Below are 25,880 nucleotides of genomic sequence, written 5' to 3'. Positions count from 1 at the left end.
CGGGTCTGGGCCGCACGGATGCGGACGATGCGGGGGATCCCGGGGTCGGGGATCCCGTGGCAGGGGACTTCGTGATGGCGGATCCCGCGGCAGGGCACTTCGTGATGGAGGGCGTCATCCGATGGCCTGCCTCGTGTTGTTGAGTACGTCGATGGCCTCGGCCACGCCGAAGGCGGGCGGCGGCGGCTCGTTGGCGACGTACAGCTTCTCCGCGACCGGGCGCGGCAGAGGAAGGTGCTCGAAGTGGCCCCGTACGACACGGTCGGGGCCGACCGGGCGGGGCACGAAACGGGTGACCGGGGTGACGCGGAACTGTTCGCGGCCGTGCGAGACGAGCAGCGCGACCTCCGTGACCTTGCGGGAGCCGTCGGCGTGCCGGGAGAGCTGGACGACGACGTCGACGGCGGAGTTGATCTGGTCCTTGAGCGCCTCGAAGGGGATCTGGACCTCGGACATCGACCCGAGGGTCTGGAGGCGCATGAGGGCGTCCTCGGCGGAGTTCGCGTGGACGGTGGCGAGGGAGCCGTCGTGGCCGGTCGACATGGCCTGGAGCATGTCGAGGGTCTCGCCGCCGCGGACCTCGCCGACGATGATGCGGTCGGGGCGCATGCGCAGCGAGTTGCGGACCAGGTCACGGATGGTGATCTGGCCCTTGCCCTCCACGTTCGGGGGCCGTGATTCGAGGCGGATGACGTGCTCCTGCTGGAGCTGGAGCTCGGCGGAGTCCTCGATGGTGATGATGCGCTCGTGGGAGGGGATCAGGCCGGAGAGCGCGTTGAGCAGGGTGGTCTTGCCGCTGCCGGTGCCGCCGCTGACGATGACGTTGAAGCGGGCCCGGACGAAGGCGGCGAGCAGCATGAGCGTCTGTTCGTCGAGGGAGCCGAGGCCGATGAGCTCCGGGAGCGTGTAGGCGCGGGGGAAGCGGCGGATGGTCAGGGTGGGGCCGGTCAGGGCGAGCGGCGGGATGATGACGTTGACGCGCTCGCCGGTGGGCAGACGGGCGTCGACCATCGGGTTGGACTCGTCGACGCGGCGGTTGACCGTCGAGACGATGCGCTCGATGGTCTGCATGAGCTGCTCGTTGGAGGCGAAGCGCAGCGGCAGTTGTTCGACCCGGCCGGCGCGCTCGACGAAGATCGAGTCCGGGCCGTTGACCATGATCTCGGTGATGGACGCGTCGGCGAGGAGCGGTTCGAGGACGCCGAGTCCGAGTGCCTCGTCGACGACCCGGCGGATCAGCTGGGAGCGTTCGGCGGTGGAGAGGACCGGGCCCTCGCGGCTGATGATGTGGCCGAGGACGCGTTCGAGACGGACCCGGCGTTCGGCCGCCGCCAGGCTGGACATCTCCGCGAGGTCGATCTCTTCGAGGAGTTTGGCCCGGTAGACGGCGACGAGGTGCCCGTCCTCACGGGCGGGACCCCCCTCGTCCGGGGCGGCGATACGGGAACGCAGGCTCATGGTGTCGGCTCCTCCCGGTCAGTCGTCGGTGGGCATGGTGGCGCGGCGGGTGACGGTGTACCGGTCGAACAGGGGGATGAGGTTGGGGACCGTGACCGTGACCGTCGCCGTGGTGAGTTCGGATCCGCGTTCGGGAAGGACATCCGGGTCCAGCCAGTCGCTCACGGCCGCCCGGCCCGCGGCCTCACCCGCCGGGGTGCCGCCCTGCTGCGAGGCGGCCCGCGCCGCGGCCCGCGCCCCGGAGCCGGCCTGGTTGGCGCCGTACCCGATGAGCCCGAGCTGGATGACCGCCATCCCGATGAGCAGCAGGATCGGCAGGAACCCGACGAACTCCAGGATGGAGACACCCCGGTCGTCCCGGACCCGGCGCGCGGCACGCGAACCGCCCGCGGGGCGGCTCCCGGCCCTGGCACGGACGTACGTCCTCATCCCTCGTCCCCCTCCAGTGCGGCGCCCGCCTGGCCCCGTACGTGGAAGCCCGCGTCGAAGCCGGGGAAGAACAGCGGGACGTCGACCTCGACGGTGGCCAGCATGACCGGGCCCGAAGGGACGCAGGAGATGTCCGCGTCCTGCCAGGAGCCCGGCAGATGCCGGCTCCCGGCCGCCTCGCAGGCGCCCGGCACGTCGCCGTGGACGGCGTGGGCCGCGGTTGCCGCCCGGGCCGCCTCGTCCGCCGCGTTCCCGGCCAGCGAGTACGAGTACCCGTACAGCACGCACTGCCACAGGATCGTCATGACGACCAGGAGCAGCGGGAACATCCCGGCGAATTCGAGGGTGACGGCTCCCCGGTCGCCGCCCCGGCCGCGGAGCGAGAGCGCGCCCCGGTCCGACGCGGACGCCTTGCGGCGCCGGCCGCCGGCCCCGCCCTCCTGGGGGACCACGAGACCGAGTTCGCCGGCGAGTGCCCACAGCGCCTGCTTGACGGTCGAGCGGGCGTCGAGGTCCTGGAGCCGGCCCGCGTCGACGACCGACTGGAGTTCCTTGAAGGCGGCGGGAACCGCGGAGCGGGCGACCTTGGTTCCGGTGACGCGTTCGACGAGGGACGGCTGGATCTCCGTACCGCGGGCGAAGCGGTTCACGACCGTGGTGGTCTCCTCCGCCTTGCGGATCTGGAGACGGTCCCACATACGGACCATGCGTTTGGCGGCGCGTACGGCGATGACGTCGGGGGTGACGAGGAGCAGGGCCCGGTCGGCCATCTCGACGGCCGCGGCGGTGGCCGAGTTCATCTGGGAGCCGCAGTCGACGACGACGACGTCGTGACGCGAGCGGAGCGCGCCGAGGACCTGGCGGGCCACCCGGTCGGTGACCTCCTCGCCCCGTTCGCCCTCGGCGGGCGCGAGCAGGAGGGCGATGCCGCTGTCGTGGGTGTACACGGCGTCCTGGAGGACGCGCGGGTTGATGTCGGTGATGGCCGCCAGGTCGGCCACCGACCGGCGGAACTGCACGTCGAGGTACGAGGCCACGTCCCCGGACTGGAGGTCCAGGTCGATGAGGGCCACGTTGTGGCCGGACGCCCGCGCGGCGAGGGCGAGTTGGACCGCGGTGACGGTCGCGCCGACGCCGCCCTTCGCTCCGGTCACCGTGACGATCGTGCCGCCGGGGCCCGCGTACAGCTCGGGCGCGCCGCTGTGCAGGTGGCGGCGCATTCCGGCGGACCAGGCGGCGGCGGCCTGGACGCGTTCGGCGAGGGCGTCGTAGCCGAGCGGCAGGCCGATGATGCCGCGGGCGCCGGAGTCCATGGCGGCGGTGAGGACGCCGGTGCTGGTGTCGGCGGTGATGAGGACGACGCCGACGGCCGGGAAGCGCATCACGAGGTCGCGGATCAGGTCCAACGCCGGTACCGGGCCGATGCGTTCGTGGACCAGGACCACTTCGGGGAGCTCGTCGAGGGACTCGGCGGCGAGGTGCGCGAGGGTGTCGAGGAGGGCGGTCGAGTCGGGTACGGGCGGGGCGGGTTCGATGTCGGCGAGCTGGCTCAGCAGAGTGGTGAGCGAGCGGGCCGAGTCGATGTCGCCGACGGCGGGAAGGATACGGACGGTCATCGGCGAAGCTCCTCGCTGGCGGGCGGTGCGCCGGCCCCGGTGCCCGGTGCCGCGGCGGGCGACGGCACCCCGCGGACCCGCCGCCGCGTCCCGGACCAGGGGCCCGGCGCCGGCCGTGTCCGGGTCGCGGGGGTCGGCCTCGTACGCGGCCCTGGGCGCCGCCCCGTGGGCATGGACCTCATGCGCGGCCTCCTACTTGTCCTCGTCGAGGGTGTACGTACGGTCGCCGGGCGCCACGATCGTGTCGGAGCCGCCGGCGACCAGGGCGAGCCGCACATGTTCGGCGAACGACTCGGCGAACGCGACGCGTTGGGCGTCGGCGGTACCGAGGGCGAAGGTGATCGGGACGGCCTGGGCGGCGCTGTTGCGCCGGTCGGAGCTGGACTGGTCGGGTTCCAGGGCGGTGAGCTTGCCGACGTCGATGACGCGGGCGTTCGCGACGATCACCTTGGACTGGTCCCTGCCCTTGTCGTTCTCGGCCTTGAAGGTGGCGTAGATGTTGACCCGGGAGCCGGGGTCGATCTTGCCGGCGACACCGGTCGAGGCGTCGATCATGATGGCGATCTCCTGCTGCCCGGCGGCCAGTCGGGGCTTTTCCACGATCATGTCGGCCTGCAGCAGGGAGCCCTTCTCCAGCTGGGTGACGGCGATCTTGCCGCGGATGCGGGAGAGGTCGGTGACGGCGGTGGACGACAGCCACCGCTCGGGCATCGAGATCTTCTCGAACTGGTCGGCCGACAGCTCCTTGTAGGGCGCGATGTCGCTCTTCAGGCGGTACGCCGTGACCTCCGGGCCGACCTTGGAGTTCACGTCGCGGATCACCGAGAGGACTCCGGCGAAGGCGCCGAGGGCGCACAGGACCGAGAGGACCAGCAGGATGACGCCGCGGCGCTGGCGCGAATTCACTGAATCTCACCTCGTGGGGCGGTACCGGAAAGGGGACCGGGCTGTCGTTCCTGCCGGGGATCCGGGGGCTGACCTCCGGGACGATGCAGCATGTTCAGGACAACCTCGATCTACGGGGACGGCGGGGTCGGGCGGTGGTGCCTGGTGCGCTGAGCGGTCGTGCCTGACGTGCTGTGCGGTCGTACCTGGTGCGCTGTGCGGTCGTACCTGTGCTCTGTTCGGTCGGCTCCGCAGGTGCTGTGCGGTGGTGCTGGTGCGCTGTTCGGTCGCGCCCGGTGTGCGCGAGGTGCCCGAGGAGGCCTAGGTGGCACCTCTGGGCAGGGCGCGTACCGGAGAGGCTGCCCGGACGGTGGTGACCGGAAGCTCGTGCGCGGAGGGCGGCGACAGCGGGGCCGCGCAGAACCCGCAGCGGTCACCGATGAGTTCGAGGCCGCACCAGCGGCACTCGTCCCGCCGGACGGAGGAGACGAGCTGGTAGAGGACCGAGACGTCGTACAGCCCTGCGGCGAATTCGACGAGCCGGTTCGTCCCCCACCAGCGGACCGAATCCCCGGGCAGCGGGACGGTGGCGGCACCCTGGACCTGCCAGGCGGGCGCGAGGGTGGAGGTGACCCAGTCGGAGGGCGGCTGGCCGGCGGCCGAGAGCAGCCGCGTCCCGAACTCCGGGCCTGGCAGCTCCTCCTGGCCGACCCTGATCAGCTCGGCACGCGGATTGGCGAGGACGGCGAACTGGGCTCCCGGCACCCATGACTTGGCGTGCGACTTCAGGGAGACCGGGACCCGGTCGAGCTTGGAGACCGATCCGAGCAGGGCGCCGGCGTAGATGTAGTGCGCGAGCAGCCGGGCGGCGGAGGCGAGCACGCCTGGGCTGAAGTCGCACACCGAGAGCTGGCGCAACTGCTGGGCCAGCAGGGCGATTCCGAGCGGCGGCAGGTCGATCGCGAGCAGGGCGATGCGGTCGCTCTCCAGGACGGAGCGGACGGTGTGCAGCCGCCGGGTGACAGCGCTCTCGGCGCCGGCCGGGTAGAGGGAGATGACGTACCCGTGCTGCTCGATGAGCGTGTGCATCCCGGTGAGGGAGTCCTCCAGGGTGCCGAGCGGCTGGACGGCCGCCGGCGGGGTCTGCCGGTCGTGCGGTGGGAGCACCAGATCGGGACTGGTGACGGCTATCGCGGTCGGCACGCTGCACACACCCCGTTCGCTGCGGCGAGGTGGTCAACCACCGCCTCAGATCGCCCCTTTGTCGCCATAGAGCGTCACGGTCCGTTCCTTCGACGGCCACGGATCGCCACGGTGGCGCCCTCTTGCATCAGCACCATATCCACGGCATGGCCCGCTCAACACCGAATCTCCGAGATCATCTCACCGAAGGTGCGGGCGTGATCAACGGAGAGTAAGCCGTCTCAAAACAACTGGGGCCTCTCATAAGGGTGTTGGGAACGCCGTGGGTCTTGACAACCAGATTGGTCTGGACCAACTTGTACCCACCGGCGGTGGCCACCGTTCCGTTCCCCCTCCCCTCCCCCACCTCTCCCCTGGAGGACCCAGTGGACCGCGTCACCCGTATGCCCGGACGGAGATGGGCGGGAGCCCTCGCCGCCGTCGTCACCGCGTCCGTCCTCTCCCTCACCGGCCTGGCGGGCCAGGCCCAGGCCGCCGACATCAACAACGTCAAGAACGGCGGCTTCGAGTCCGGTCTGAGCAACTGGACCTGTTCGGCGGGCAGCGGCGCGACCATCTCCTCACCGGTGCACGGCGGCTCGGCCGCCCTGAAGGGCACACCCGCGGGGCAGGACTACGCCCAGTGCTCCCAGTCCGTCGCCGTGAAGCCCAACTCGACGTACACGCTGAGCGCCTGGGTCCAGGGGTCGTACACCTACCTCGGGGTGAACGGCACGGGGACGACGGACGTGTCGACCTGGACGCCCAACACCACCTGGACGCAGCTGACGAACACCTTCAGCACCGGCGCCTCCACGACGTCCGTGACGGTCTGGACGCACGGCTGGTACGGACAGCCCGGCTACTTCGCCGACGACTTCTCGGTGTTCGGCCCCGACGGCGGCGGTGGCGGCGACCCGGCCCCGACGGTCCCGGCGACCCCCGCGGGCCTCGCCGTGTCCGGCACGACCTCCTCGTCGGTCTCCCTGGCCTGGAACACCGTGTCGGGCGCGACCGGCTACAACGTGTACCGGGGCGGCTCCAAGGTCCAGTCGGTGAGCGGAACCTCCGCGACCGTCTCGGGGCTCACCGCCTCCACCTCGTACGCGTTCCAGGTCAGCGCGACCAACTCGGCCGGTGAGTCGGCCAAGTCGTCGGCCGTCACCGGGACGACGGCCGCGTCGGGCGGCGGCGGGGGCGGCGGTACGGTGCCCGCGCACGCCGTGACGGGCTACTGGCAGAACTTCAACAACGGCGCGACCGTGCAGAAGCTGTCCGCCGTGCAGTCGCAGTACGACATCATCGCCGTCGCCTTCGCCGACGCCACCAGCACGCCGGGCGCCGTGAGCTTCACGCTCGACTCGGCCGGGCTCGGCGGCTACACCGTCGACCAGTTCAAGGCCGACATCAAGGCCAAGCAGGCCGCCGGCAAGAAGGTCATCATCTCCATCGGCGGCCAGAACGGCACCATCTCGGTGAGCGACTCGACGTCGGCCACGAACTTCGCCAACTCGGTCTACTCCCTGATGCAGACGTACGGCTTCGACGGCGTCGACATCGACCTGGAGAACGGTCTCAACGCGACCTACATGTCGCAGGCGCTGCGCTCGCTGTCCGCGAAGGCCGGCTCGTCCCTGGTCATCACCATGGCCCCGCAGACCATCGACATGCAGTCCACGTCGAACTCCTACTTCCAGACCGCCCTGAACATCAAGGACATCCTCACCGTCGTCAACATGCAGTACTACAACAGCGGTTCGATGCTCGGCTGTGACGGCAAGGTCTACTCGCAGGGCTCGGTCGACTTCCTGACGGCGCTCGCCTGCATCCAGCTCCAGGGCGGTCTCGACGCGTCCCAGGTCGGCCTCGGCCTCCCCGCCTCCACCAGTGGCGCGGGCAGCGGCTACGTCTCCCCGACGATCGTGAACAACGCCCTCGACTGCCTGACCAAGCTCACCAACTGCGGTTCGTTCAAGCCCTCCAAGGCCTACCCGGGCCTGCGCGGCGCGATGACCTGGTCGACCAACTGGGACGCCTCGGCGGGCAACGCCTGGTCGAACGCGGTGGGCCCGCACGTGCACGCCCTGTAGTTCAGGACCGCCTCGTCACCCTTTCCCCGGCGGTGCCCCTTCCGGCCCCGTTCGCCGCAGTCGCGGCGGACGGGGCCGGCCCCGTTCCCCACGGCCGGTTCCCGACGGCGGCCCTTTGTCGTCTCTTGACCTGCTCATGCCATAACCCTCACCATGAGCGCCACACCCGCACCAGGCACGTCACCTTGAGCCGCCCCCCGGCTCCGCTCCCCTACATTCCGGAGATCCCGGAATTTTACGGAGAATCAAGGAGACTTCATGCGAATTCGCCCACGTGGCAGCGCCGACGGCAAGAGCAGAGGCGGGCGCCGCGGCGCCGCCCTCGCCGTCCTCGCGGCCCTCGCCCTCGCGGCTCCCCTGACCGCCACCGTCACCGACGCCACGGCGAGCGGGGCCAGGGTCCTCGCGCCGTCGTCCGACGACGTCAGGCAGTACGAGATCCACCAGGGCTCGACCTCCGCGTCCCGGACGCAGATCCAGCGGTCGGGGGTCACCGTGGACGAGGCCGACGAGGAGACCGTCGTCGTATCGGGCCGCGCGGACCAGATCGCCACGCTGCGCCGGCAGGGCTACGACGTCTCGCCGCTGGGCTCCGCGCCCAACCGCTCAGCCGGTGACGTACGGCTCTTCGATTTCCCGACGGCGGACTCGAAGTACCACAACTACGCCGAGATGAACACGGAGATCGACCAGCGGCTCGCGGCCTACCCGAACATCATGAACAAGCGGGTGATCGGGAAGTCCTACCAGGGCCGGGACATCGTCGCCATCAAGGTCAGTGACAACGTGGCCACCGACGAGAGCGAGCCCGAGGTCCTGCTGACCTTCCACCAGCACGCCCGCGAGCACCTCACGGTGGAGATGGCGCTGTATCTGCTGCGCGAGCTCGGGGCCGGCTACGGCAGCGACTCCCGGGTCACGAACATGGTGAACAACCGCGAGATCTGGATCGTCCCGGACCTCAACCCGGACGGCGGCGAGTACGACATCGCGAGCGGCTCGTACCGCTCGTGGCGCAAGAACCGCCAGCCCAACTCCGGCTCCTCGTACGTCGGTACGGACCTGAACCGGAACTGGAACTACAAGTGGGGCTGCTGCGGGGGCTCTTCGTCCTCCAAGTCCTCCGAGACCTACCGCGGCGCGTCTGCCGAGTCGGCGCCCGAGGTGAAGGTGGTCGCGGACTTCGTACGCGGCCGGGTCGTCGGCGGCAAGCAGCAGATCACCGCGGGAGTCGACTTCCACACCTACAGCGAGCTGGTGCTGTGGCCGTTCGGGTACACCACCGCCGACACCGCGACGGGGATGACCGCGGACGACGCCGCCGCGTTCAAGGCCATCGGCCAGAAGATGGCCGCCAGCAACGGATACACGGCCGAGCAGGCCAGTGATCTGTACATCACCGACGGCTCGATCGACGACTATCTCTGGGGCACCCAGAAGATCTTCGACTACACCTTCGAGATGTACCCGACGTCCAGCTCAGGGGGCGGCTTCTACCCGCCCGACGAGGTCATCGAGCGGGAGACCTCCCGCAACCGGGACGCGGTGCTCCAGCTTCTGGAGAACGCCGACTGCATGTACCGGTCCATCGGCAAGGCGGCCCAGTACTGCTCCTAGGAGACAGCGGGCCGGCCACGCCGGACGGTGACCGGGGATCCGCGTGCCCTTCCTGACCCGGGCGCGCGGATCCCCTCACCGCTTGCTACGGCTTCTCGGCCTCGGCCTCGGCCTTGCCCTCGACCGCTTCCGCGTCCTCGGTCCCGTCCGCCGTGCCGTCCGACGTGGACTCCTCCGGCGCCTCGGACCCGGCGGACACCTCCGACGCCTCGACAGCCTCGGTGTGCTCGCTGTCCCCGGCGTCCTCGCCGTCCTCGAAGTAGGCGTCCAGGACGGCGTCGAGCTGCTCCTCCCACTCCTTGAAGCGTGCCCGGGCCTTCGCCTCGATCTCGATCGGATACCAGCGGCGCTCCGGCGTGTGCACCGTGATGGTGAACCGCTTGCCGAAACGCGGCGACTCCGTCTCGACGGCGCCGATCTCGTCCCAGCGGAACTCCGCCTCCTGGTCGTCCAGGCGCAGCCGGACACCGCTGTGGTCGGCTCTGATCGAGGCACGCCGGTCGGAGGCCTCGAAGACGGGACCGTCGGGGACGGCTCCGGATTCCGGGTCGGCCTCGATGGCGGTCCCCTCCTCGGACGCGGACTCCTCCGGGGTCTCGGCGGCGGGCGCCTCGTCGGACGCCGCGTCGTCGGAGACCGTCTCGTCGGAGACCGTCTCCTCGGACACGGTCTCCTCGGCGACGGCCTCCTCGGTCTCCACGACCGCGTCCTTCGGCTCCGCCGGCACGGGTGACGTAAGCCCGGGGATGTACGCCGGGTTCACCGCGGCGGCGTCCAGGGGCTGGCTCTTCGAACCTATGCGCTGCTCCACAGCGGGAAGTATGGTCGAAGATCCTGTGCGGAGCACAGCCAGCCCCGAATTGGCGATGCCTCTGTTACACGAAGAGAGTCATCTCGGCCGTACGGACGGGCCGGCGGGCGCCGTACGGCGGCGCCGGCGCCGGCCGGAGGGGTCCTACACGAAGACGCTGACCACGGCGGCCACGGCGAACCCGGCGACGGACAGCACCGATTCCAGGACGGTCCAGGTCCTGAGGGTGTCGCGCTCGGTGATGCCGAAGTATTTGGCCACCATCCAGAAACCGCCGTCGTTGACGTGCGAGGCGAAGATCGAACCCGCCGAGATCGCCATGATGACCAGGGCGACGAAGGCCTGGGAGTGATGCCCCTCGGTGAGCAGGGGCGCGACGATGCCGGCCGTGGTGACGATCGCGACGGTCGCGGAACCCTGGGCGACCCGCAGGACCAGGGAGATCAGATAGGCCAGGACGAGCACCGGGAGGCCGACGTCGTTGAAGGTGTCCGACAGGGCCTGGGCGACCCCGCTGGCCTTCAGTACGGCGCCGAAGATCCCGCCCGCGCCGACCACGAGCAGGATGTTGCCGACCGGCTTGAGGGACGAGGTCGACACCGTCTCCAGGGACTTGCGGGACCAGCCGCGCCGGATGCCGAGCAGGTAGTAGGCGAGGAGCAGGGCGATCGTGAGGGCGACGAACGGGCTGCCGAAGAACTCGATCACCGAGCGGAAGACGGAGGGGTCGAGCGCGATCGAGGAGAAGGTCGCCGCGAGGATCAGCACCAGTGGCGTCCCGATGATGCCGAGGACCGTGGCGAGCGGCACCGGCTTCTCCCGCGGCTCGGCGCCGTCCCCCGAGCTCCCGGCCTCGCCCGGCAAGGAGGCGCCCGCGGCCCGCTGTTCGGCTACGACGGCCCGCTTGGCCTCGGCCGCGGCCTCGACCATGTCCTGGGGTACGGGAACGAAGATGCGCTTGCCGATCCAGGCGGCGTAGACCCAGGCGGCCAGCACCGCGGGGATGCCGCAGACGATGCCCATGAGGATGACCCAGCCGAGCTGGACGTGCAGCAGTCCGGCGGCGGCGACCGGGCCGGGGTGCGGCGGCAGGAAGGCGTGGGTCATCGACAGGCCGGCGAGCAGCGGCAGACAGTAGAGCAGGATGGACTTGCCGGAGCGCTTGGCGGCGGCGTAGACGATCGGCGCGAGGACGAAGATGCCGACGTCGAAGAAGACCGGGATGCCGAAGATCAGGCCGGTCAGGCCCATGGCGAGCGGAGCCCGCTTCTCCCCGAAGAGGCCGAGCAGCCGGGAGGCCAGCACCTCGGCGCCGCCGCTGACTTCGAGGATCGCCCCGAGCATCGTGCCGAGTCCGATGATGATCGCGACATGTCCGAGGATGCCGCCCATGCCCGTCTCGATGACGGACACGGCGGTCGACCGCTGGACGGTGCCGAACAGTTCGGTGACCGAGAGTCCGGCCGCGAGGCCGACGGCTATGGAGACGGCGAGCAGGGCGACGAACGGCTGGAGCCTGACCTTGATGATCAGGAAGAGGAGGAGCGCGATACCGAGGGCGGCGACCGTGAGCAGTCCGGCCGTGCCGTCGAGAAGGAGCAGGAGACCACCGGTGTGCGGTGGTGTCTCCGGGGCCGGGGCTGTCGCTGCGAGCGGGTACGACGACATGTCGGGGGAGCCTCTTTTTCGTCAGTCCGTGGGGGCTTTCGGGCAGGGCGGATCGCGGTGCGGCACCCGGGGGTGGCCGGGTGCCGCACCGTGACGTCGTACGTGGTGCGGGAGTCGCGCGGGTTGCGCGGGTTGCGGAGGAGTCGCGCGGGCGTGAGCCCGGAGGGGACGTCAGCCGAGAACGGCGAGCACGTCGATCTCGACGAGGAGTCCGGCCGGCAGGCCGACGTAGACCGTCGTGCGGGCGGCGGGGGGCGCGGTGAGGCCCTGCTCCTCGAAGTACTGGTTGTAGATCTCGTTCATCTCGGCGAAGTGGCCGGTGTCCGTGAGGTAGACGCGGATCATCATCGCGTCGTCCCAGCCGGAGCCGCCCTCTTCGAGGATGGCCTTGACGTTGGCGAGGGTCTGGAGGGTCTGCTCGCGCAGGGTGGGCCCGGCGGGGGTCGGGGGCCTGCCCTCCTCGGCGGGCAGGAAGCCGACCTGGCCGGCTACCTGGAGGATGTTGCCCTTCCGGACGCCGTGCGAGAACGTGGCGGGCGGGGTGGTGTGGGTCTTCGGGGTGAGGGCGGTCTTGTCGGTCATGCGGTGATCATTCCTTCGGGTCTTCCTTCGTGGGGGCTTTGCCGGAGTAGTCGTGGCTGATGGCGTCGGCCGTACGGCGCACCAGCGGGAGCAGGGCGAGGAGTTCCTCGGCGGTGACGACGACGTTGGGCGCGGAGACCGACATGGCGGCGGCGACGCGTCCGTCGGCGCCGCGGACGGGGGCGGCGACACAGTTGATGGATTCCTCGTGGCCGCCGAGGTCGGTGGCCCAGCCCTGTTCGCGTACCGCCGCCAGTTCCTTCAGGAAGGCGGGCGCGTTGGGGGTCGAACGGGCGGTGTAGAGGGGGTAGTCGAGCCGGTCGGCGACGGCACGGCGCTCGGTCTCGGGCAGGTCGGCGAGGAGGAGCTTGGCGACCGCGGCGACGGTGATGGCGACGGGTTTCCCTATCCGCGAGTACATGCGCACCGGGTAGCGGCTCTCCACCTTGTCGATGTAGAGCACCTCGCCCTCCTCGTACACGGCGAGGTGGACGGTGTGTCCGCAGCTCTCGTTGAGGCGGACGAGGTGGGGGTGGGCGATCTCGCGGACGTCGAGGTTCTCGACGGCCTCCTGGGCGAGGGCGAACAGACGGGCGCCGAGCCGGTAGCGCTGGTCGGACTGGCGGTAGACCAGGCCGTGTTCGTGCAGGGTGCGCAGCAGCCGCAGGGCCGTGGACTTGTGGACGCCGAGGCGGTCGGCGACCTGGCCGAGGTCGGCGGGGCCCTCGGCGAGCAGCGGCAGGATGCTCAGCGCTCGGTCGACGGTCTGGCTCATGGCGTACGTACCTCCTCCGCGGCCCGTGCGTCGGCTGCGGTCCAGCCGGGGCCGAGACGAAGTGTCTCCCAGGCAGCGTCGTCGAGAGCGGCCAGCCGGTCGGCGAGCCCCCGGGCGGGCGGTTCGGCGAGGTCGCCCGGGACGGTGAGGGCGGCGGCGGCCGTCAGATGGCCGTGGCGCAGGCGGTCGCGGGCGGGAAGGCCGCGCAGGGTGGCGGAGATGAACCCGGCGGCGAAGGCGTCTCCGGCGCCGACGGCCGCGACGACGTCGACGCGCAGGGCGGGGACGAAGACGGCGGCACCGGCGGCGGCCTCGCCGCGCTCGCCGCCGCTCCCGGGGGTTCTCCCTTGCGCACGGAGGGCGTTCGCGGTCGTCTCGGCCCCGCCGGTGCCGCGGCCCGTGCCCGCGTCCGTGTTCCTGTCGAAGACGACGGCACCGTCCTTGCCGTCCTTGACGACCAGGACGTCCGGTTCGGGCAGCGCCGCGCGGATCGCGTGTGCTCCGCGCAGTCCCCAGGCGTCGCGGGCCTCGTCGTCGCCGACGAAGACGAGGTCGGCGCGGCGTGCGAGGTCGAGCAGGACGCGCGGTCCCTCGGGGTGGTCGCGCCACAGGCCCGGACGGTGGTTGACGTCGAAGGAGACGAGGGGGCGGCCGGGGCGGGGGGCGGTCAGCTCGCGCATCAGGTCCAGACAGCCGTCGGAGAGCGCGGCGGTGATGCCGGACAGGTGGAGCACGCGGCCGGAGCGGGCGGCAGCCAGGTCCGTGTTCCGCGCCGTCATGGCGGAGGCGGCGGATCCGGCCCGGTAGTAGGCGACTTCGTGGGCTTCGGTCGCCCGGTCGCCCGCGGTGCGGAAGTAGACGCCGGTCGGCCGGGCGGGGTCCCGGCGTACGGCGGAGGTGTCGACGCCGTGCGCGGTGATCGCCTCGACCAGGTGGTCGCCGAACCCGTCGGCGCCGACCCTGCCGACCCAGCGGACGGAGTGACCGGCGCGGGCGAGCACGCAGGCCACGTTCGACTCGGCGCCGCCGATGCCCCGTTCGAACGACGGCACGTCGGCGAGCCGTCCGAGGCGGGTGGGCAGGAAGGTGACCATGGACTCGCCGAGTGCCACCACGTCGACGCCGCCTGCGCCGGCACCGGTGGCGGTGTCCGTGCCGGTGTCCGCGCCGGTGTCGGGGGGCGCGGTGTCGGCGGGTCCGTTGCTGCTCACGGCGGTCGGGGCTCCTCGCTCTGGCGGTCGACGGCGGTGGACGGCACCGTTGACCGTGCGTCGGCTGGGATGTTAGACAGCAGGAAACGACATACGCAATGAGCGTTGCACATGATGCAACACATCGAACAGGCCGAGGAGGCCCCATGAGCGCCGACACCGCCGCCGCACCCCTGGCCGCTCTCGCGGCGGAGCGCGTCGACCACCGTTTCAAGGGCCTGCCGCCGGACGCGGAGGGGCTGAGCGTGGGTGAGCTGGCCGCCCAGCGCCGCAACCTCTTCACGGACGGTTTCACCACCCCCGTCCTCGCCCTCTCCGCCGAGCGTCTGACCCACAACCTCGAACTCATGGAGACGTACGCCACCCGGCACGGCCTCGCCTTCGCCCCGCACGGCAAGACCTCCATGGCGCCCCAGCTCTTCTGGCGGCAGATCGAGCACGGCGCCTGGGGCATCACCCTCGCCGTCCCCCACCAGGTGCGGGTGGCCCGGGAGTTCGGCATCGACCGGATCTTCCTGGCGAACGAACTCGTCGACCCCGCCGCCCTCCGCTGGATCGCCGCGGAGCTGGCCGAGGACCCGGACTTCCGGTTCGTCTGTTACGTCGACTCGGTGCGCGGGGTGGAGCTGATGGACGCCGCGCTGCGCGGGAGCGCCCGCCCGGTGGACGTCGTCGTCGAACTCGCCGCGGGCGCGGGCGCCCGTACCGGCGCGCGGACCGAGGAGGAGTGCGAGGCGGTCGCCGACGCGGTGGCGGCGGCCGGGACGCTCCGGCTCGCCGGCGTCGCGGGGTACGAGGGCGAGGTACCGGACGCGAACCCCGAGCGGGTGCACGCCTGGCTGCGGCGGCTGACCGCGCTCGCGGCGGCCTTCGACGCCGCCGGGCGGTTCAAGGATGTCGACACGATCGTCGTCAGCGCGGGCGGCAGCGCCTGGTTCGACGCGGTCGCGGACGTGTTCGCGGAGATCCCCGGACTCTCGCTGCCCGTCCTGAAGCTGCTGCGCTCGGGCGCGTACGTCTCGCACGACGACGGCCACTACCGCAGGATCACCCCCTTCACCCGGGTCCCGCGGGAGGGCGCCCTGCACCCGGCCTTCCGCCTCTGGTCGCAGGTCGTCTCGCGCCCCTCCCCCGAGCAGGCCTTCAGCAACGCCGGCAAGCGGGACGCGGCCCACGACCTCGATCTGCCCTTCGCCCAGGTCGTGCGCCGCGGCGACACCGAACGCCCGGCGGCCGGCATCGAGGTGAGCAAGCTCTCCGACCAGCACGCCTGGCTGCGCACGGCTCCCGAGGCGGACCTGGAGGTCGGCGACTGGGTCGGCATGGGCCTGTCCCATCCGTGCACGTCGTTCGACAAGTGGCAGCTGATCCCGCTGGTCGAGCAGGACGGCACAGTCGTCGACTACATCCGTACGTTCTTCTAGCGATCCCTCTTCCAGCCATCCCCGGGTTCAGCCATCCCCGGGTTCAGCCGGAGATCCGTACATGTTTCCGATCGTTCCGAGACGGGAGACGCCCCATGGACCACGCCGACCTGGTCATCCAGGACGTGGACGTCGCCGACGGCAGCGGCGCCCCGGCCTACCGCGCGGACGTGGCCGTCAAGGGCGGCCGGATCGTCGCGATCGTCAAGGAGGCCGCGGCGGCCGGCTGCCAACGGCCGCGCGGCACACGGGAACTGGACGCCGAGGGTCTCGTCCTGGCCCCGGGCTTCATCGACATGCACGCGCACAGCGATCTCGCGCTGCTGCGGGACCCGGACCACAGCGCGAAGGCCGCCCAGGGCGTGACCCTCGAAGTCCTCGGCCAGGACGGCCTGTCGTACGCGCCGGTCGACGACCGGACGCTCGCCGAGGTCCGCCGGACCATCACCGGCTGGAACGGCGACGGTGACGACATCGACTTCACCTGGCGCTCCGTGGGCGAGTACCTGGACCGGCTCGACCACGGCTTCGACGGCGAGGGCATCGCGGTCAACGCCGCCTACCTCGTCCCCCAGGGAACCGTCCGCATGCTCGCCGTCGGCTGGGAGGACCGCGAGGCGACTCCCGAGGAACTGGACCGGATGCGGTGGTTGGTGGCGGACGGGCTGCGGGAAGGCGCGGTCGGCATGTCCTCGGGGCTGACGTACACCCCCGGGATGTACGCCCGGGACGCCGAACTGACCTCCCTGTGCCGGGTGGTGGCCGAGTACGGCGGCTACTACTGCCCGCACCACCGCTCGTACGGGGCGGGTGCCCTGGAGGCGTACGAGGAGATGATGACCCTCACACGGGAGGCGGGCTGCCCGCTCCATCTCGCCCACGCCACCATGAACTTCGGGGTGAACGAGGGGAAGGCGCCCGATCTCCTCGCCCTGCTGGACAAGGCGCTGGCGGAGGGCGCGGACATCACCCTCGACACCTATCCGTACACCCCGGGGTGCACCACGCTGGCGGCGATGCTGCCGAGCTGGGCGGGCGTGGGCGGCCCGGAGGCGGTGCTCGCCCGGCTGCGGGACGACGGCACCGCCGAACGGATCCGCCACCACATGGAGGTCGTGGGCGCGGACGGCTGCCACGGCGTCCCCATCGCGTGGGAGACGATCGAGATCTCCGGCGTGAACGACCCCGGCCTCGGGTCGTACGTCGGTCGGACCGTCCAGGAGTCCGCCGGCCTGCGCGGCGAGGAACCCTGGACCACCGCCCGGCGGCTGCTGGTCGAGGACCGGCTCGGCCCCACGATCCTCCAGCACGTCGGCCACGAGGAGAACGTCCGGGCGATCATGCGGCACCGCGTGCACACCGGCGGCTCGGACGGCATCCTGCACGGCGCCAAACCACACCCGCGCGCCTACGGCACCTTCCCGCACTATCTCGGCCGGTACGTACGGGAGTTGGGCGTCCTGACGATGGAGGAGTGCGTCGCTCGTCTCACCGGCAGGCCCGCCGCCCGGCTGCGGCTGCCCGACCGCGGCCTGGTCCGCGAGGGGTACCGCGCCGACCTGGTCCTCTTCGACCCGGCGACGGTCGCGGCGGGCTCGACCTTCGCGGCGCCGCGCACGCTGCCGACCGGCATCCCGCACGTCCTGATCGACGGCCGTTTCGTCGTCGAGGACGGACGCCGGACGGACGTGCTGGCGGGACGGGCGGTCCGCCGAACGGCGTGACCGCCCGCACTCCCGCGGTCCTACGGCTTGGGCAGGACACACCCGCTCGCGCTCAGGTTCAGCTGGTTGCCGGTCGTGAAGCAGGCCGGGATCTGGTAGGTCTCCTCGGCGTAGTTGATGCCCTGGCGGACGGTGACGGTGCCGTTCGCGTCGACCTCGCAGGGGTTGTTCACCGTGCAGCGTCCGCCGTCCTCGTTGCCGGTGTTGTTGACGGCGACCACCTTGCCGGTGGACTGGTCGACGACCGGTGAGCCCGAGGTGCCGCCGATGGTGTTGCAGGCGGAGGTGTAGCGGACGGAGTCCTTCCAGGTCCAGTCACCCTCCTTGAGGCGGTACGCGAACCCGTCGATGCTGCAGTTGTAGAGCCGCTTCCAGTAGCCGGAGGCCACGGTGATGGCGGTGCCGGCGACCGGGTGCGTGTCCTGCACGGTCAGCGCGCTGATGCCGTACGAGTTCTTGATGGTCGTGTACGTGCTGGTGAGCTGATAGATCGTGATGTCCGTGTCGGTCATGGTCGAGTACGCGACCTTGCTCGCGCGCAGGGTCGCGACCTTGGTGCCCGCCGAGTTGAGCAGGCTGAAGGTGCGGCTGGACGACTGACCGACGATCACCTCACCGGGGTCCGGGAAACCGGTCTCCAGGCAGTGGCCGTTGGAGAGCACGAGCGCCGGGGCGCTGTCCGCCGAGTTGGGGAAGCGGATGACGGAGCCGGAGCAGTTGCTGAGCGCGACGGTCCCGGCCAGGCTGACGGCCTGGAGGGTGGGCGCCGCCTCGGCGCCGGCCGTGACGGCGGAGGCCGACACGCGCGCGGGAGCCGGGTGGGAAGCGGGTACGGCGTGGGGAGCGGGTGCCGCGATCGCGGGTGCCGCGCCCGCCCCGGACAGCACCAGGGCGAACAGAACGGCGACGAGAGGCTTTCTCATGTGGGGGTCCCCTCTTGCGACTTGGGGCGACCGAAGGTCATCCGGTCGCCTTCCGTTGGCCGGAGGTCTTCCGGCCGTCTGTTGTCATGCGCATTGTGAGGGGAGAGAGAAAAGTGAACAAGGAGCCGTTTCCGGCCGTCGCCCGCACATAGGGAGCCGTTTCCGGCCGTCACCCGCGCACCGGGAACCGCTTCCCGGCCGTCGCATGCCGTGGTGCCGGGCGCGGCGGAAGAGGGGGGCGCCGCTCGTGGTGTGGCGGTCTGCCGGGGCCGGTCCGGGCGGGGCTTCCTAGGACCAGCCGCCGTGCCCGTGGCCGTGTCCGTGCCTGCCGGGGGTGCTCGTCGCGGACGCGGTCGGGGTGGCCGAAGGGCCGACGGTGGTGGCGGAGTCCGTGGGGGCGCCGGACGCGGTGGGCGCCGGGCCGGTGGAGGCGTTCCCGGGGGTGGAGGCGCTCGCGGTCGCGCCCGGAGAGGCCGTGCCGGACGGGGCGGTGGCCGTGGTGGCCGGCGGGTCCTGGAGGGGCTGCGCGGAGGAGACCGCGGTGGGGTCGTCGTCCGTCTCGGCGGGCCCGGTGGGCAGGTGCACCGGCCGGGTCGTGCCCTGGGGCGTACCACCCGCTCCCCCGGCCGCCCCGGAGTCGAACACCCCGGAGACGGCGATGCCGAGCGCGACGACGCCCGCCGCACCCCCGGCCACGGCAAGGCGCCGGGCCAGCTTGCTGCGGCGGGGCTGCCTGCGGCGCGACGGCCGCTCCCGCGGCCCCGCCGGATCGCCGGGCACGACGGGCAGGACGCTGGTGTCGTCGCCGTCCGTGTAGGCCTTCCGCCAGCCGTGGGCCTCGGCGGGATCGGCGTACGTCTCGTAGGCCAAAGGTGTCGCCCCGTCGCTCTGCGGGAGGTACACCGTCGGCCGGGCTTCGGGATCTCCGGACTGCCAGGACATGATCGCGCATTGTAGGGACCACCAGGGCGTTCGGCGCAGCCGAAGGACAAAGATGCCGGAACCGACACGTCTCGCGTGGTGAAAAACACGCCCCGGCCCGTAGCGCTCGGCCGTAAGCTCACGGATATGCAGGTGATCCAGTCCACGAAGCTCGCCAACGTCTGCTACGAGATCCGGGGTCCGGTTCTTGAGGAGGCGATGCGGCTCGAAGCGGCCGGTCACCGCATCCTCAAGCTCAACACGGGCAACCCGGCCGCCTTCGGGTTCGAGTGCCCGCCCGAGATCCTCGAGGACATCCTCCGCAACGTCTCCTCGGCACACGGCTACGGCGACGCCAAGGGACTGCTGGCCGCCCGCCGCGCGGTCGTGATGCACAACCAGACCCTCGGCATCGAGACGGACGTCGATCACGTCTTCATCGGCAACGGCGTCTCCGAGCTCATCGTGATGGCGATGCAGGCGCTGCTGGACGACGGCGACGAGGTGCTCGTACCGGCCCCGGACTACCCGTTGTGGACCGCGGCGGTCTCCCTGTCCGGCGGCACCGCCGTGCACTACCGCTGCGACGAGCAGTCCGACTGGATGCCCGACCTCGCGGACGTGGAGCGGAAGATCACCGACCGCACCAAGGCGATCGTCATCATCAACCCGAACAACCCGACGGGCGCGGTCTACGACGACGCGATGCTCCGGGGGCTGACGGACATCGCGCGGCGCCACAACCTGCTGGTCTGCTCCGACGAGATCTACGACAAGATCCTGTACGACGGCGCCACGCACACCGCGACCGCCAAGATCGCCCCGGATCTGCTCACCCTCACCTTCAACGGCATGTCGAAGGCGTACCGGGTGGCGGGCTACCGCGTCGGATGGATGTCGGTCTCGGGGCCGCGCGCGCACGCCTCCTCGTACATCGAGGGCCTGACGATCCTCGCGAACATGCGGCTGTGCGCGAACATGCCGGGGCAGCACGGAGTGGTGGCGGCGCTCAGCGGGCGCCAGACGATCAACGACCTGGTCCTGCCGGGCGGGCGCCTGAAGGAGCAGCGGGACGTCGCGCACGAACTGCTGACACAGATCCCGGGTGTGACCTGCGTGAAGCCGAAGGGGGCGCTGTATCTCTTCCCGCGCCTCGACCCGAAGGTCTTCAAGGTCAAGGACGACCGGCAGATGGTGCTCGACCTGCTGCGGGCCGAGAAGATCATGGTCGTCCAGGGGACGGGCTTCAACTGGCCCGAGCCGGACCACTTCCGGGTGGTCACCCTGCCGACGGTCGCGGATCTGACGGACGCGGTGACCCGGATCGGCACCTTCCTGGACGGCTACGGCCAGCCGTGACGCCCGCCGGGACGCGCCCGGCGCTCACCCTGCGTGTGCGCCGCGTCCCAGTATGCGAACCAGCTCAACTTTAGACGAAATCCAAGCTAGGATGGCTTCCTGTCAGGCACAGGAGGCCATCCCATGTACGAACCGATCCGCTCGAAGTCGGTCCACACGATGGCCGGCGCCCCCTCCTCCGACTTCCCCCACCGGTCGCGCGAGGAGGAACTGGACATCCAGCTCGCCGGTCACCTCGCGGCCCTGCTCGCCGTCACGGACGAGATCCGCGCCGTCGCCCCGTCCGCCGACCTGGACGCCGGCGCCGAGCGGCTCACCGAGCAGGTGACCCGGCTGCGCGGCGGCGCCCCGCTGCGCACCGCGGCCGCCGCGACGTCCGAGGCGTCGCGCCTCGGCACCCTCCACCGGCGGGCCCACGCCCTCGCGGGCCGCGCCCTGGTCGTCGCGGCCTCCCGTGCCGACACGGCCGCGGCGATCCTCTCCGCCGAGCGCATGGACGCCCACGCGTCGGCCCTCGAACCCCGCGAGCTGGCCACCCGCTGAACCCCCCGGGCCACCGAGCCCGAGGCCCCGTACGGCCCCGGTCCGCGCGCCTTCGAAGCGACGCGCGGACCGGGTGCCACCTCCTCTGCCGGTCGCGCCCGAGGCTCCACACCGCCCGCACAGCGGCACCTCCTCCTCCGGTTGCGTACCGGGACCCGGTGGTCACCCCGTGTTCACCCCCCGGGACGGGGACCGTTGGATTCCGAGGTGCACGCTCCAGGCGTGAGACGCATCGCGGGAATCGTCCTGGCGGTCCTGTTGATCGGCGGAGTGGCAGCAGCCGTCGTCGCGGGCCGCGATGATCAGGACAAGGGCACGGCAACGAAGACCGTGCACGGAATGATCGGTTCGGAGAAGGCGGAGTTCTTCGCCGATCCCGACGTGGTGAAGGCCCTCGCCGCCAAGGGCTACACCGTCAAGACGGAGACCTCCGGGTCCTGGGCCATGGAGGGCCTCGACCTCAAGGGCTACGACTTCGCCTTCCCATCCAGCCAGACACCGGCGGACGAGCTCGCGGACAAGTACCACGTCCGCCGGCCGCTGCCCCGGCCCTTCTACTCGCCCCTCGTGGTGGTGGCCCACCGCAGCGCGGCCCAGGTCCTCGCCGTGAACGGACTGGCCACCCTCGCCAAGAACAGCGGCACGCTGAAGATGGCCGCCTATCTGGACGCGGCCCGGCACGAGCGGACCTGGCAGCAGCTCAAGGGCGCCGAGGCGCACGGTGAACTGACCGGCACGCTGTACATCGCCAGCACCGACCCGGAGGCGTCCAACTCCGGCGCCCTCTACCTCGCCGCCGCCTCCTATGTCGCCGACGGCGGGCGCGTCGCCGCCGACGACGACGCCGTCGACCGCACCGCGCCCCTGATGCACCGGCTCATCAGCGTCCAGGGCGCCCAGCAGGCCAGCACCGAGGCCGAGTTCGGCGACTTCGTCAGCGGCGCCGGCAATCCGCTCGTCCTCGTCTACGAGTCGCAGGTCGCCGCGCTGCTCGCCGGGGGCCAGGACGCCGGCGACCTCACGGTCCTCTACCCGGACACCACCGCCAACAGCGACCACACGGTCGTGCCGCTCACGCCCGAGGGCCGCGCGCTGGGTGAACTCCTCGGCAGCGACCCGGCGTTGCGCAAGCTCGCCGTCCGGCACGGGTTCCGGCCGCAGGGCGCGACCGCCGAGTTCACGGCGGCGACCGCGGCCCACGCCACGTACCTCAATCAGAAACTGACCGGCGTCCGGCAGGCGCCCGTGCCCGCCTCCAAGGTGCTGCGCGAGATGGCACGCCGGGCCGGAACCCAGGGGGAGACCAAGTGACGACCGAGGACACCTTCACCCTCACGCCGCCCGAGGCCGTGGCCCCCGTGCCCCGTGAGAAGGCCGGCGGGCTCGTCCCCGTCGACCCGGGGGTGCGGGACGACATGGCGCGCCGCGCCGCGGAGTACATCGACGGACTCGCCGTCCTGGACGCCCGGTCCCCCGAGTTCGCGGGCAAGGTCGGGGAGATCGCGGGCCTGGGGTCGAGCGAGATGCGCGGCGCCGCCGCCCAGTCGAACCGCATGCTGGAGCGGACGATCCGCAGCCTGCCCTCCCGGGGCGAGGACGCCCAGTCGCACGTCGCGGGCTCGCTCGTCGAACTCCGGCGTGTGGTCGAGGATCTGGACCCGCGCGACCTGTCCGCGAGCAAGGGCAGGAAGTTCCTGTCCCGGCTGCCGGGCGGCAACAGACTGCGCGACCACGTCGCCAAGTACGCCTCCGCACAAGGAACTTTGAACAAGATCGTCGGATCGCTGCGCGGCGGTCAGGACGAACTGCGCCGGGACAACGCGGCGCTCCAGACCGAACGCGTCCGGCTCTGGGAGACGATGGGCAAGCTCCAGGAGTACGTCGTGCTCACCCAGGCCCTGGACACGGCGGTCGAGGACCACATCGCGGGCGTCGACGCCGCCGACCCCGCGCAGGCCGACACGCTCCGCTCCGACGTGCTCTTCCCCGTCCGGCAGAAGCACCAGGACCTGCTCACCCAGCTCGCGGTGTGCGCCCAGGGCTATCTGGCGATGGACGTGGTCCGGCGCAACAACGACGAACTCATCAAGGGCGTCGACCGCGCGGCCACCACCACGGTCTCCGCGTTGCGCATCTCCGTCATGCTCGCCTCCGCGCTCGACAACCAGCGCAAGGTCGTCGAACAGGTCAACGCCCTGCGCGGCACGACGGAAGACCTCATCCGCGGCAACGCCGAGATGCTCGCCACCCAGAGCGGAGAGATCCAGCGCATCGCCGCCGACCCGGCCGTCGGCGCCGAGACCCTGCGCACCGCCTTCCAGGAGATCTACCGCACCCTCGACGCGATCGACACGTACAAGGTCCGGGCGACCGAGACGATGGCCGCGACCGTGGAGTCCCTGACCTCCGAACTCCAGAACTCCGGCGCCTACTTGGAGCGCAGCCGGACGAGGGGCGCCCTGGACGGCGGGCAGGGATGAGAGCACTGCGACGGGCGGCCGGCGCCGCTCTGGCCCTGCTCGCCGTCACGGCCTGCACGGCCCAGGGAGAAGCGAGGTCCGGGGACGACGGGGCGCCACGGCCCGGCACCCTCCGCATCCTCGCCTCCAGCGAACTCAGCGACATGAAGCCGGTGCTCGACCGGATCGAACGGGACACCGGTATCACGGTCAGACCCACCTACATGGGCACCCTCGCCGCCGTGGACCTGATCGCTCGGGGCGCCTCGGACGACCGGTACGACGCCCTGTGGCTCTCCTCCGACGCCTATCTGCGTCTGCGCCCGGAAGCCGCGCGGAAGGTCGTCTCGGAGACACCCGTCATGTCGAGCCCGGTGGCCCTCGGCGTGAAGCCGGACACGGTGCGGTCCCTCGGCTGGAGACCGGACGACGTCACCTGGTCGCAGGTGGAGAAGGCCGTGGCGGACGGACGGCTCACGTACGGCATGACCGATCCGGCCCGCTCCAACTCCGGTTTCTCCACGCTGATCTCGGTGGCCTCGGCGCTGTCCGGGGCCCAGTCGGCGCTCACGGATGCGGACGTGGCCCGGGCGACACCCCGGCTGCAGGAGTTCTTCAAGGGGCAGAAGCTGACGTCGGGTTCATCCGGCTGGCTGGCCACCGCCTACGAACGCCGCGGCAGCGTGGACGCCCTGCTCAACTACGAGTCCGTCCTCAAGGGCGTGAAGGGTCTGACCGTCATCCGCCCGCGCGACGGCGTGGTGACGGCGGACTATCCGCTCTCCTCCCTCGCCGCGACCTCCAAGGACACCCGCGACGGCGTCCGGCGCCTCGCCGAGGCACTGCGCGCGCCGGCCGCCCAGAAGCTGATCACCGAGCGGACGCACCGCCGCCCGGTCATCGCCTCCGTCGCCCCGGCGGCCGGGCTCGACACCGGCCGCCGGCGTGAACTCCCCTTCCCCGGCAGCCGGTCCGTCGCCGACCGGCTGCTCGACGCGTACGAGAACAAGCTGCGCCGGCCGTCCAGGACCGTGTACGTCCTCGACACCTCGGGCTCGATGGGCGGCGGGCGCATCGACCGGCTGAGGAAGGCGCTCGGCAATCTGACCGGCGACTTCCGCGACCGCGAGGAAGTGACGCTGATGCCGTTCGGGTCGGCCGTCAAGAGCGTCCGCACGCATCTCGTCCGCCCGGAGGAACCCCGGACCGGGCTCGACGCCATCCACGAGGACGTCCTCGCCCTGAGCGCCTCCGGCGACACCGCGATCTACACCTCGCTGGAGAAGGCGTACGGGCATCTGGGCTCCGACGACGACACGTTCACGTCGATCGTGCTGATGACGGACGGCGAGAACACCAGGGGTGCGAGCCCGTCCGACTTCGAGGCCTTCTACCGGCGGCTGCCGGGCGGACAACGGGAGATCCCCGTCTTCCCCATCCTGTTCGGCGACTCCGACCGCGGCGAGCTCCAGCACATCGCCGACCTGACCGGCGGCCGTCTCTTCGACGCCCAGAAGGGCTCGCTCGACGGCGCCTTCGAGGAGATCCGTGGCTACCAGTAGGTTCATCGGCTTCCTCGAATCGCGCAAGAACCTGACCGGCAGTGCGTGCGGGATCGCCGGACTCGCGCTGACCTTCACCGGTCTGGCGGGCCCGTACTGGCCGGTCGTCGTGGCGGGTCTGTACGGAGCGGGCGCACTGATCGCACCGCCGGAACGCCCGGCCCCGCCCGGCTTCCCGGACCCCTCCGACCAACTGGCCGAACTGCGTGTCGACTTCGGCAAGCTGCGGGAGTATCTGGACGGCGTCGAGCTGCCCCCGGCGGCGGCCGGCCGGCTCACCGAGCTGACCGAGATCCTCACCGCCCTGCTCGATCCGGGCTGGGTCGCCGAGATCCTCGCCCAGGACCCCGAGGGCGTGCACACCCTGTCGCGTGCCGTGCGCCAGGACGTCCCGGAGGCGGTCGACACCTTCGTCCGCACCCGGTGGTGGACCCGGCTGGCCCCCGGCACGGAACCGCCGGAGCGCCATCTGGAGCGTCAGCTCACCGTGCTCCAGGAGGAGTCGGACCGGCTCGCCGCGGCACTGCGGGAGACGGAGGCACGGCGCCAGGAGTCCCACACCCGCTATCTGGAGGACCGCGGCCGCTCGCAGTGACCTCGCCGCCCACGGCGACCCTGCGGCCGCCCGCGGATCAGGTGGA

The 25,880-nt window shown here is 71.3% G+C and carries 22 protein-coding genes; 10 read left to right on the top strand and 12 right to left on the bottom strand.

The features are described from left to right. Positions 1–114 precede the first annotated feature (114 nt). The 5 genes from ACF07B_RS35010 to ACF07B_RS34990 form a co-directional block, all read right to left on the bottom strand. Complete coding sequence (locus ACF07B_RS35010) at positions 115–1,458, bottom strand: CpaF family protein (RefSeq protein ID WP_392181886.1); 1,344 nt, start codon at positions 1,456–1,458, stop codon at positions 115–117. An 18-nt stretch (positions 1,459–1,476) separates the two neighbouring features. Beyond that, positions 1,477–1,887: a TadE/TadG family type IV pilus assembly protein gene (locus ACF07B_RS35005; RefSeq protein WP_392181885.1), complete on the bottom strand. Its 411-nt coding sequence runs from the start codon at positions 1,885–1,887 to the stop codon at positions 1,477–1,479. Continuing rightward, entirely contained in the window at positions 1,884–3,503 is a 1,620-nt protein-coding gene (locus tag ACF07B_RS35000; protein WP_369484402.1) for a CpaE family protein, read from the bottom strand. Before ACF07B_RS35000 ends, ACF07B_RS35005 begins: the two co-directional genes overlap by 4 nt. A 192-nt stretch (positions 3,504–3,695) precedes the next feature. Continuing rightward, entirely contained in the window at positions 3,696–4,409 is a 714-nt protein-coding gene (gene cpaB / locus ACF07B_RS34995; RefSeq protein WP_369484403.1) for a Flp pilus assembly protein CpaB, read from the bottom strand. 300 nt (positions 4,410–4,709) lie between these two features. Then, positions 4,710–5,591 carry a hypothetical protein gene (locus tag ACF07B_RS34990; protein WP_369484404.1) on the bottom strand — a complete coding sequence of 294 codons (882 nt, stop codon included), beginning with the start codon at positions 5,589–5,591 and terminating at the stop codon, positions 4,710–4,712. A gap of 383 nt (positions 5,592–5,974) precedes the next feature. Between ACF07B_RS34990 and ACF07B_RS34985 the strand changes: the two genes are divergently transcribed. Together ACF07B_RS34985 and ACF07B_RS34980 are read left to right on the top strand one after the other, a co-directional pair. Then, a complete protein-coding gene (locus ACF07B_RS34985; protein WP_392181938.1) occupies positions 5,975–7,660 on the top strand; it encodes a chitinase in 1,686 nt (561 codons plus the stop codon). A 258-nt stretch (positions 7,661–7,918) separates the two neighbouring features. Continuing rightward, positions 7,919–9,277: a M14 family metallopeptidase gene (locus ACF07B_RS34980; RefSeq protein ID WP_392181884.1), complete on the top strand. Its 1,359-nt coding sequence runs from the start codon at positions 7,919–7,921 to the stop codon at positions 9,275–9,277. A gap of 85 nt (positions 9,278–9,362) precedes the next feature. On the opposite strand, the gene ACF07B_RS34975 is transcribed toward ACF07B_RS34980, so the two are convergent. From ACF07B_RS34975 to ACF07B_RS34955, 5 genes are all read right to left on the bottom strand, one after another. After that, the gene (locus ACF07B_RS34975) at positions 9,363–10,088 is read right to left on the bottom strand and encodes a hypothetical protein (RefSeq protein WP_392181883.1); all 726 of its coding nucleotides are present in this window, start codon (positions 10,086–10,088) and stop codon (positions 9,363–9,365) included. A 144-nt stretch (positions 10,089–10,232) separates the two neighbouring features. After that, positions 10,233–11,756 (bottom strand): GntP family permease, encoded by a 1,524-nt coding sequence (locus ACF07B_RS34970; RefSeq protein WP_369484407.1) that lies wholly within the window; start codon positions 11,754–11,756, stop codon positions 10,233–10,235. 171 nt (positions 11,757–11,927) lie between these two features. Continuing rightward, on the bottom strand, positions 11,928–12,338 hold the full coding sequence (locus ACF07B_RS34965; RefSeq protein ID WP_392181882.1) for a RidA family protein: 411 nt from the start codon (positions 12,336–12,338) through the stop codon (positions 11,928–11,930). 7 nt (positions 12,339–12,345) lie between these two features. Continuing rightward, positions 12,346–13,113: an IclR family transcriptional regulator gene (locus tag ACF07B_RS34960; RefSeq protein ID WP_392181881.1), complete on the bottom strand. Its 768-nt coding sequence runs from the start codon at positions 13,111–13,113 to the stop codon at positions 12,346–12,348. Continuing rightward, positions 13,110–14,207 carry a sugar kinase gene (locus ACF07B_RS34955; protein WP_392181937.1) on the bottom strand — a complete coding sequence of 366 codons (1,098 nt, stop codon included), beginning with the start codon at positions 14,205–14,207 and terminating at the stop codon, positions 13,110–13,112. The genes ACF07B_RS34960 and ACF07B_RS34955 overlap by 4 nt, the downstream gene beginning before the upstream one ends. A gap of 263 nt (positions 14,208–14,470) precedes the next feature. Here ACF07B_RS34955 and ACF07B_RS34950 point away from each other — a divergent pair, with 263 nt between their 5' ends. Continuing rightward, a complete protein-coding gene (locus ACF07B_RS34950; protein ID WP_392181880.1) occupies positions 14,471–15,748 on the top strand; it encodes an amino acid deaminase in 1,278 nt (425 codons plus the stop codon). Positions 15,749–15,843: 95 nt separating this feature from the next. After that, positions 15,844–17,472 (top strand): amidohydrolase family protein, encoded by a 1,629-nt coding sequence (locus ACF07B_RS34945; RefSeq protein WP_392181879.1) that lies wholly within the window; start codon positions 15,844–15,846, stop codon positions 17,470–17,472. 20 nt (positions 17,473–17,492) lie between these two features. Here the strand turns inward: ACF07B_RS34945 and ACF07B_RS34940 are convergent, their stop codons facing one another. Both ACF07B_RS34940 and ACF07B_RS34935 read right to left on the bottom strand, forming a co-directional pair. Further along, positions 17,493–18,395, bottom strand: a complete 903-nt coding sequence (locus ACF07B_RS34940; protein ID WP_392181878.1) for a serine protease — start codon at positions 18,393–18,395, stop codon at positions 17,493–17,495. 288 nt (positions 18,396–18,683) lie between these two features. After that, a complete protein-coding gene (locus tag ACF07B_RS34935; protein WP_392181877.1) occupies positions 18,684–19,337 on the bottom strand; it encodes a hypothetical protein in 654 nt (217 codons plus the stop codon). A gap of 126 nt (positions 19,338–19,463) precedes the next feature. Between ACF07B_RS34935 and ACF07B_RS34930 the strand changes: the two genes are divergently transcribed. The 6 genes from ACF07B_RS34930 to ACF07B_RS34905 all read left to right on the top strand — a co-directional run bounded on the left by ACF07B_RS34930 (position 19,464) and on the right by ACF07B_RS34905 (position 25,834). After that, the gene (locus ACF07B_RS34930; protein ID WP_326785792.1) at positions 19,464–20,675 is read left to right on the top strand and encodes a pyridoxal phosphate-dependent aminotransferase; all 1,212 of its coding nucleotides are present in this window, start codon (positions 19,464–19,466) and stop codon (positions 20,673–20,675) included. Between the two features lie 123 nt (positions 20,676–20,798). Continuing rightward, entirely contained in the window at positions 20,799–21,218 is a 420-nt protein-coding gene (locus tag ACF07B_RS34925) for a hypothetical protein (RefSeq protein WP_369484414.1), read from the top strand. 222 nt (positions 21,219–21,440) lie between these two features. Continuing rightward, positions 21,441–22,529 (top strand): hypothetical protein, encoded by a 1,089-nt coding sequence (locus ACF07B_RS34920; RefSeq protein ID WP_392181876.1) that lies wholly within the window; start codon positions 21,441–21,443, stop codon positions 22,527–22,529. Next, positions 22,526–23,698 carry a toxic anion resistance protein gene (locus ACF07B_RS34915; protein ID WP_384235292.1) on the top strand — a complete coding sequence of 391 codons (1,173 nt, stop codon included), beginning with the start codon at positions 22,526–22,528 and terminating at the stop codon, positions 23,696–23,698. Before ACF07B_RS34920 ends, ACF07B_RS34915 begins: the two co-directional genes overlap by 4 nt. After that, positions 23,695–25,239 (top strand): substrate-binding domain-containing protein, encoded by a 1,545-nt coding sequence (locus ACF07B_RS34910; protein ID WP_392181875.1) that lies wholly within the window; start codon positions 23,695–23,697, stop codon positions 25,237–25,239. Before ACF07B_RS34915 ends, ACF07B_RS34910 begins: the two co-directional genes overlap by 4 nt. Then, positions 25,226–25,834: a hypothetical protein gene (locus tag ACF07B_RS34905; RefSeq protein ID WP_369484418.1), complete on the top strand. Its 609-nt coding sequence runs from the start codon at positions 25,226–25,228 to the stop codon at positions 25,832–25,834. The genes ACF07B_RS34910 and ACF07B_RS34905 overlap by 14 nt, the downstream gene beginning before the upstream one ends. The last annotated feature ends 46 nt before the right edge of the window (positions 25,835–25,880 follow it).

It is taken from the genome of Streptomyces sp. NPDC015532, assembly GCF_043078065.1.
Classification (GTDB): Bacteria; Actinomycetota; Actinomycetes; order Streptomycetales; family Streptomycetaceae; genus Streptomyces.
Note: the sequence above shows the minus strand (reverse complement) of the source record. Positions and strands in the feature narration are given on the sequence as shown.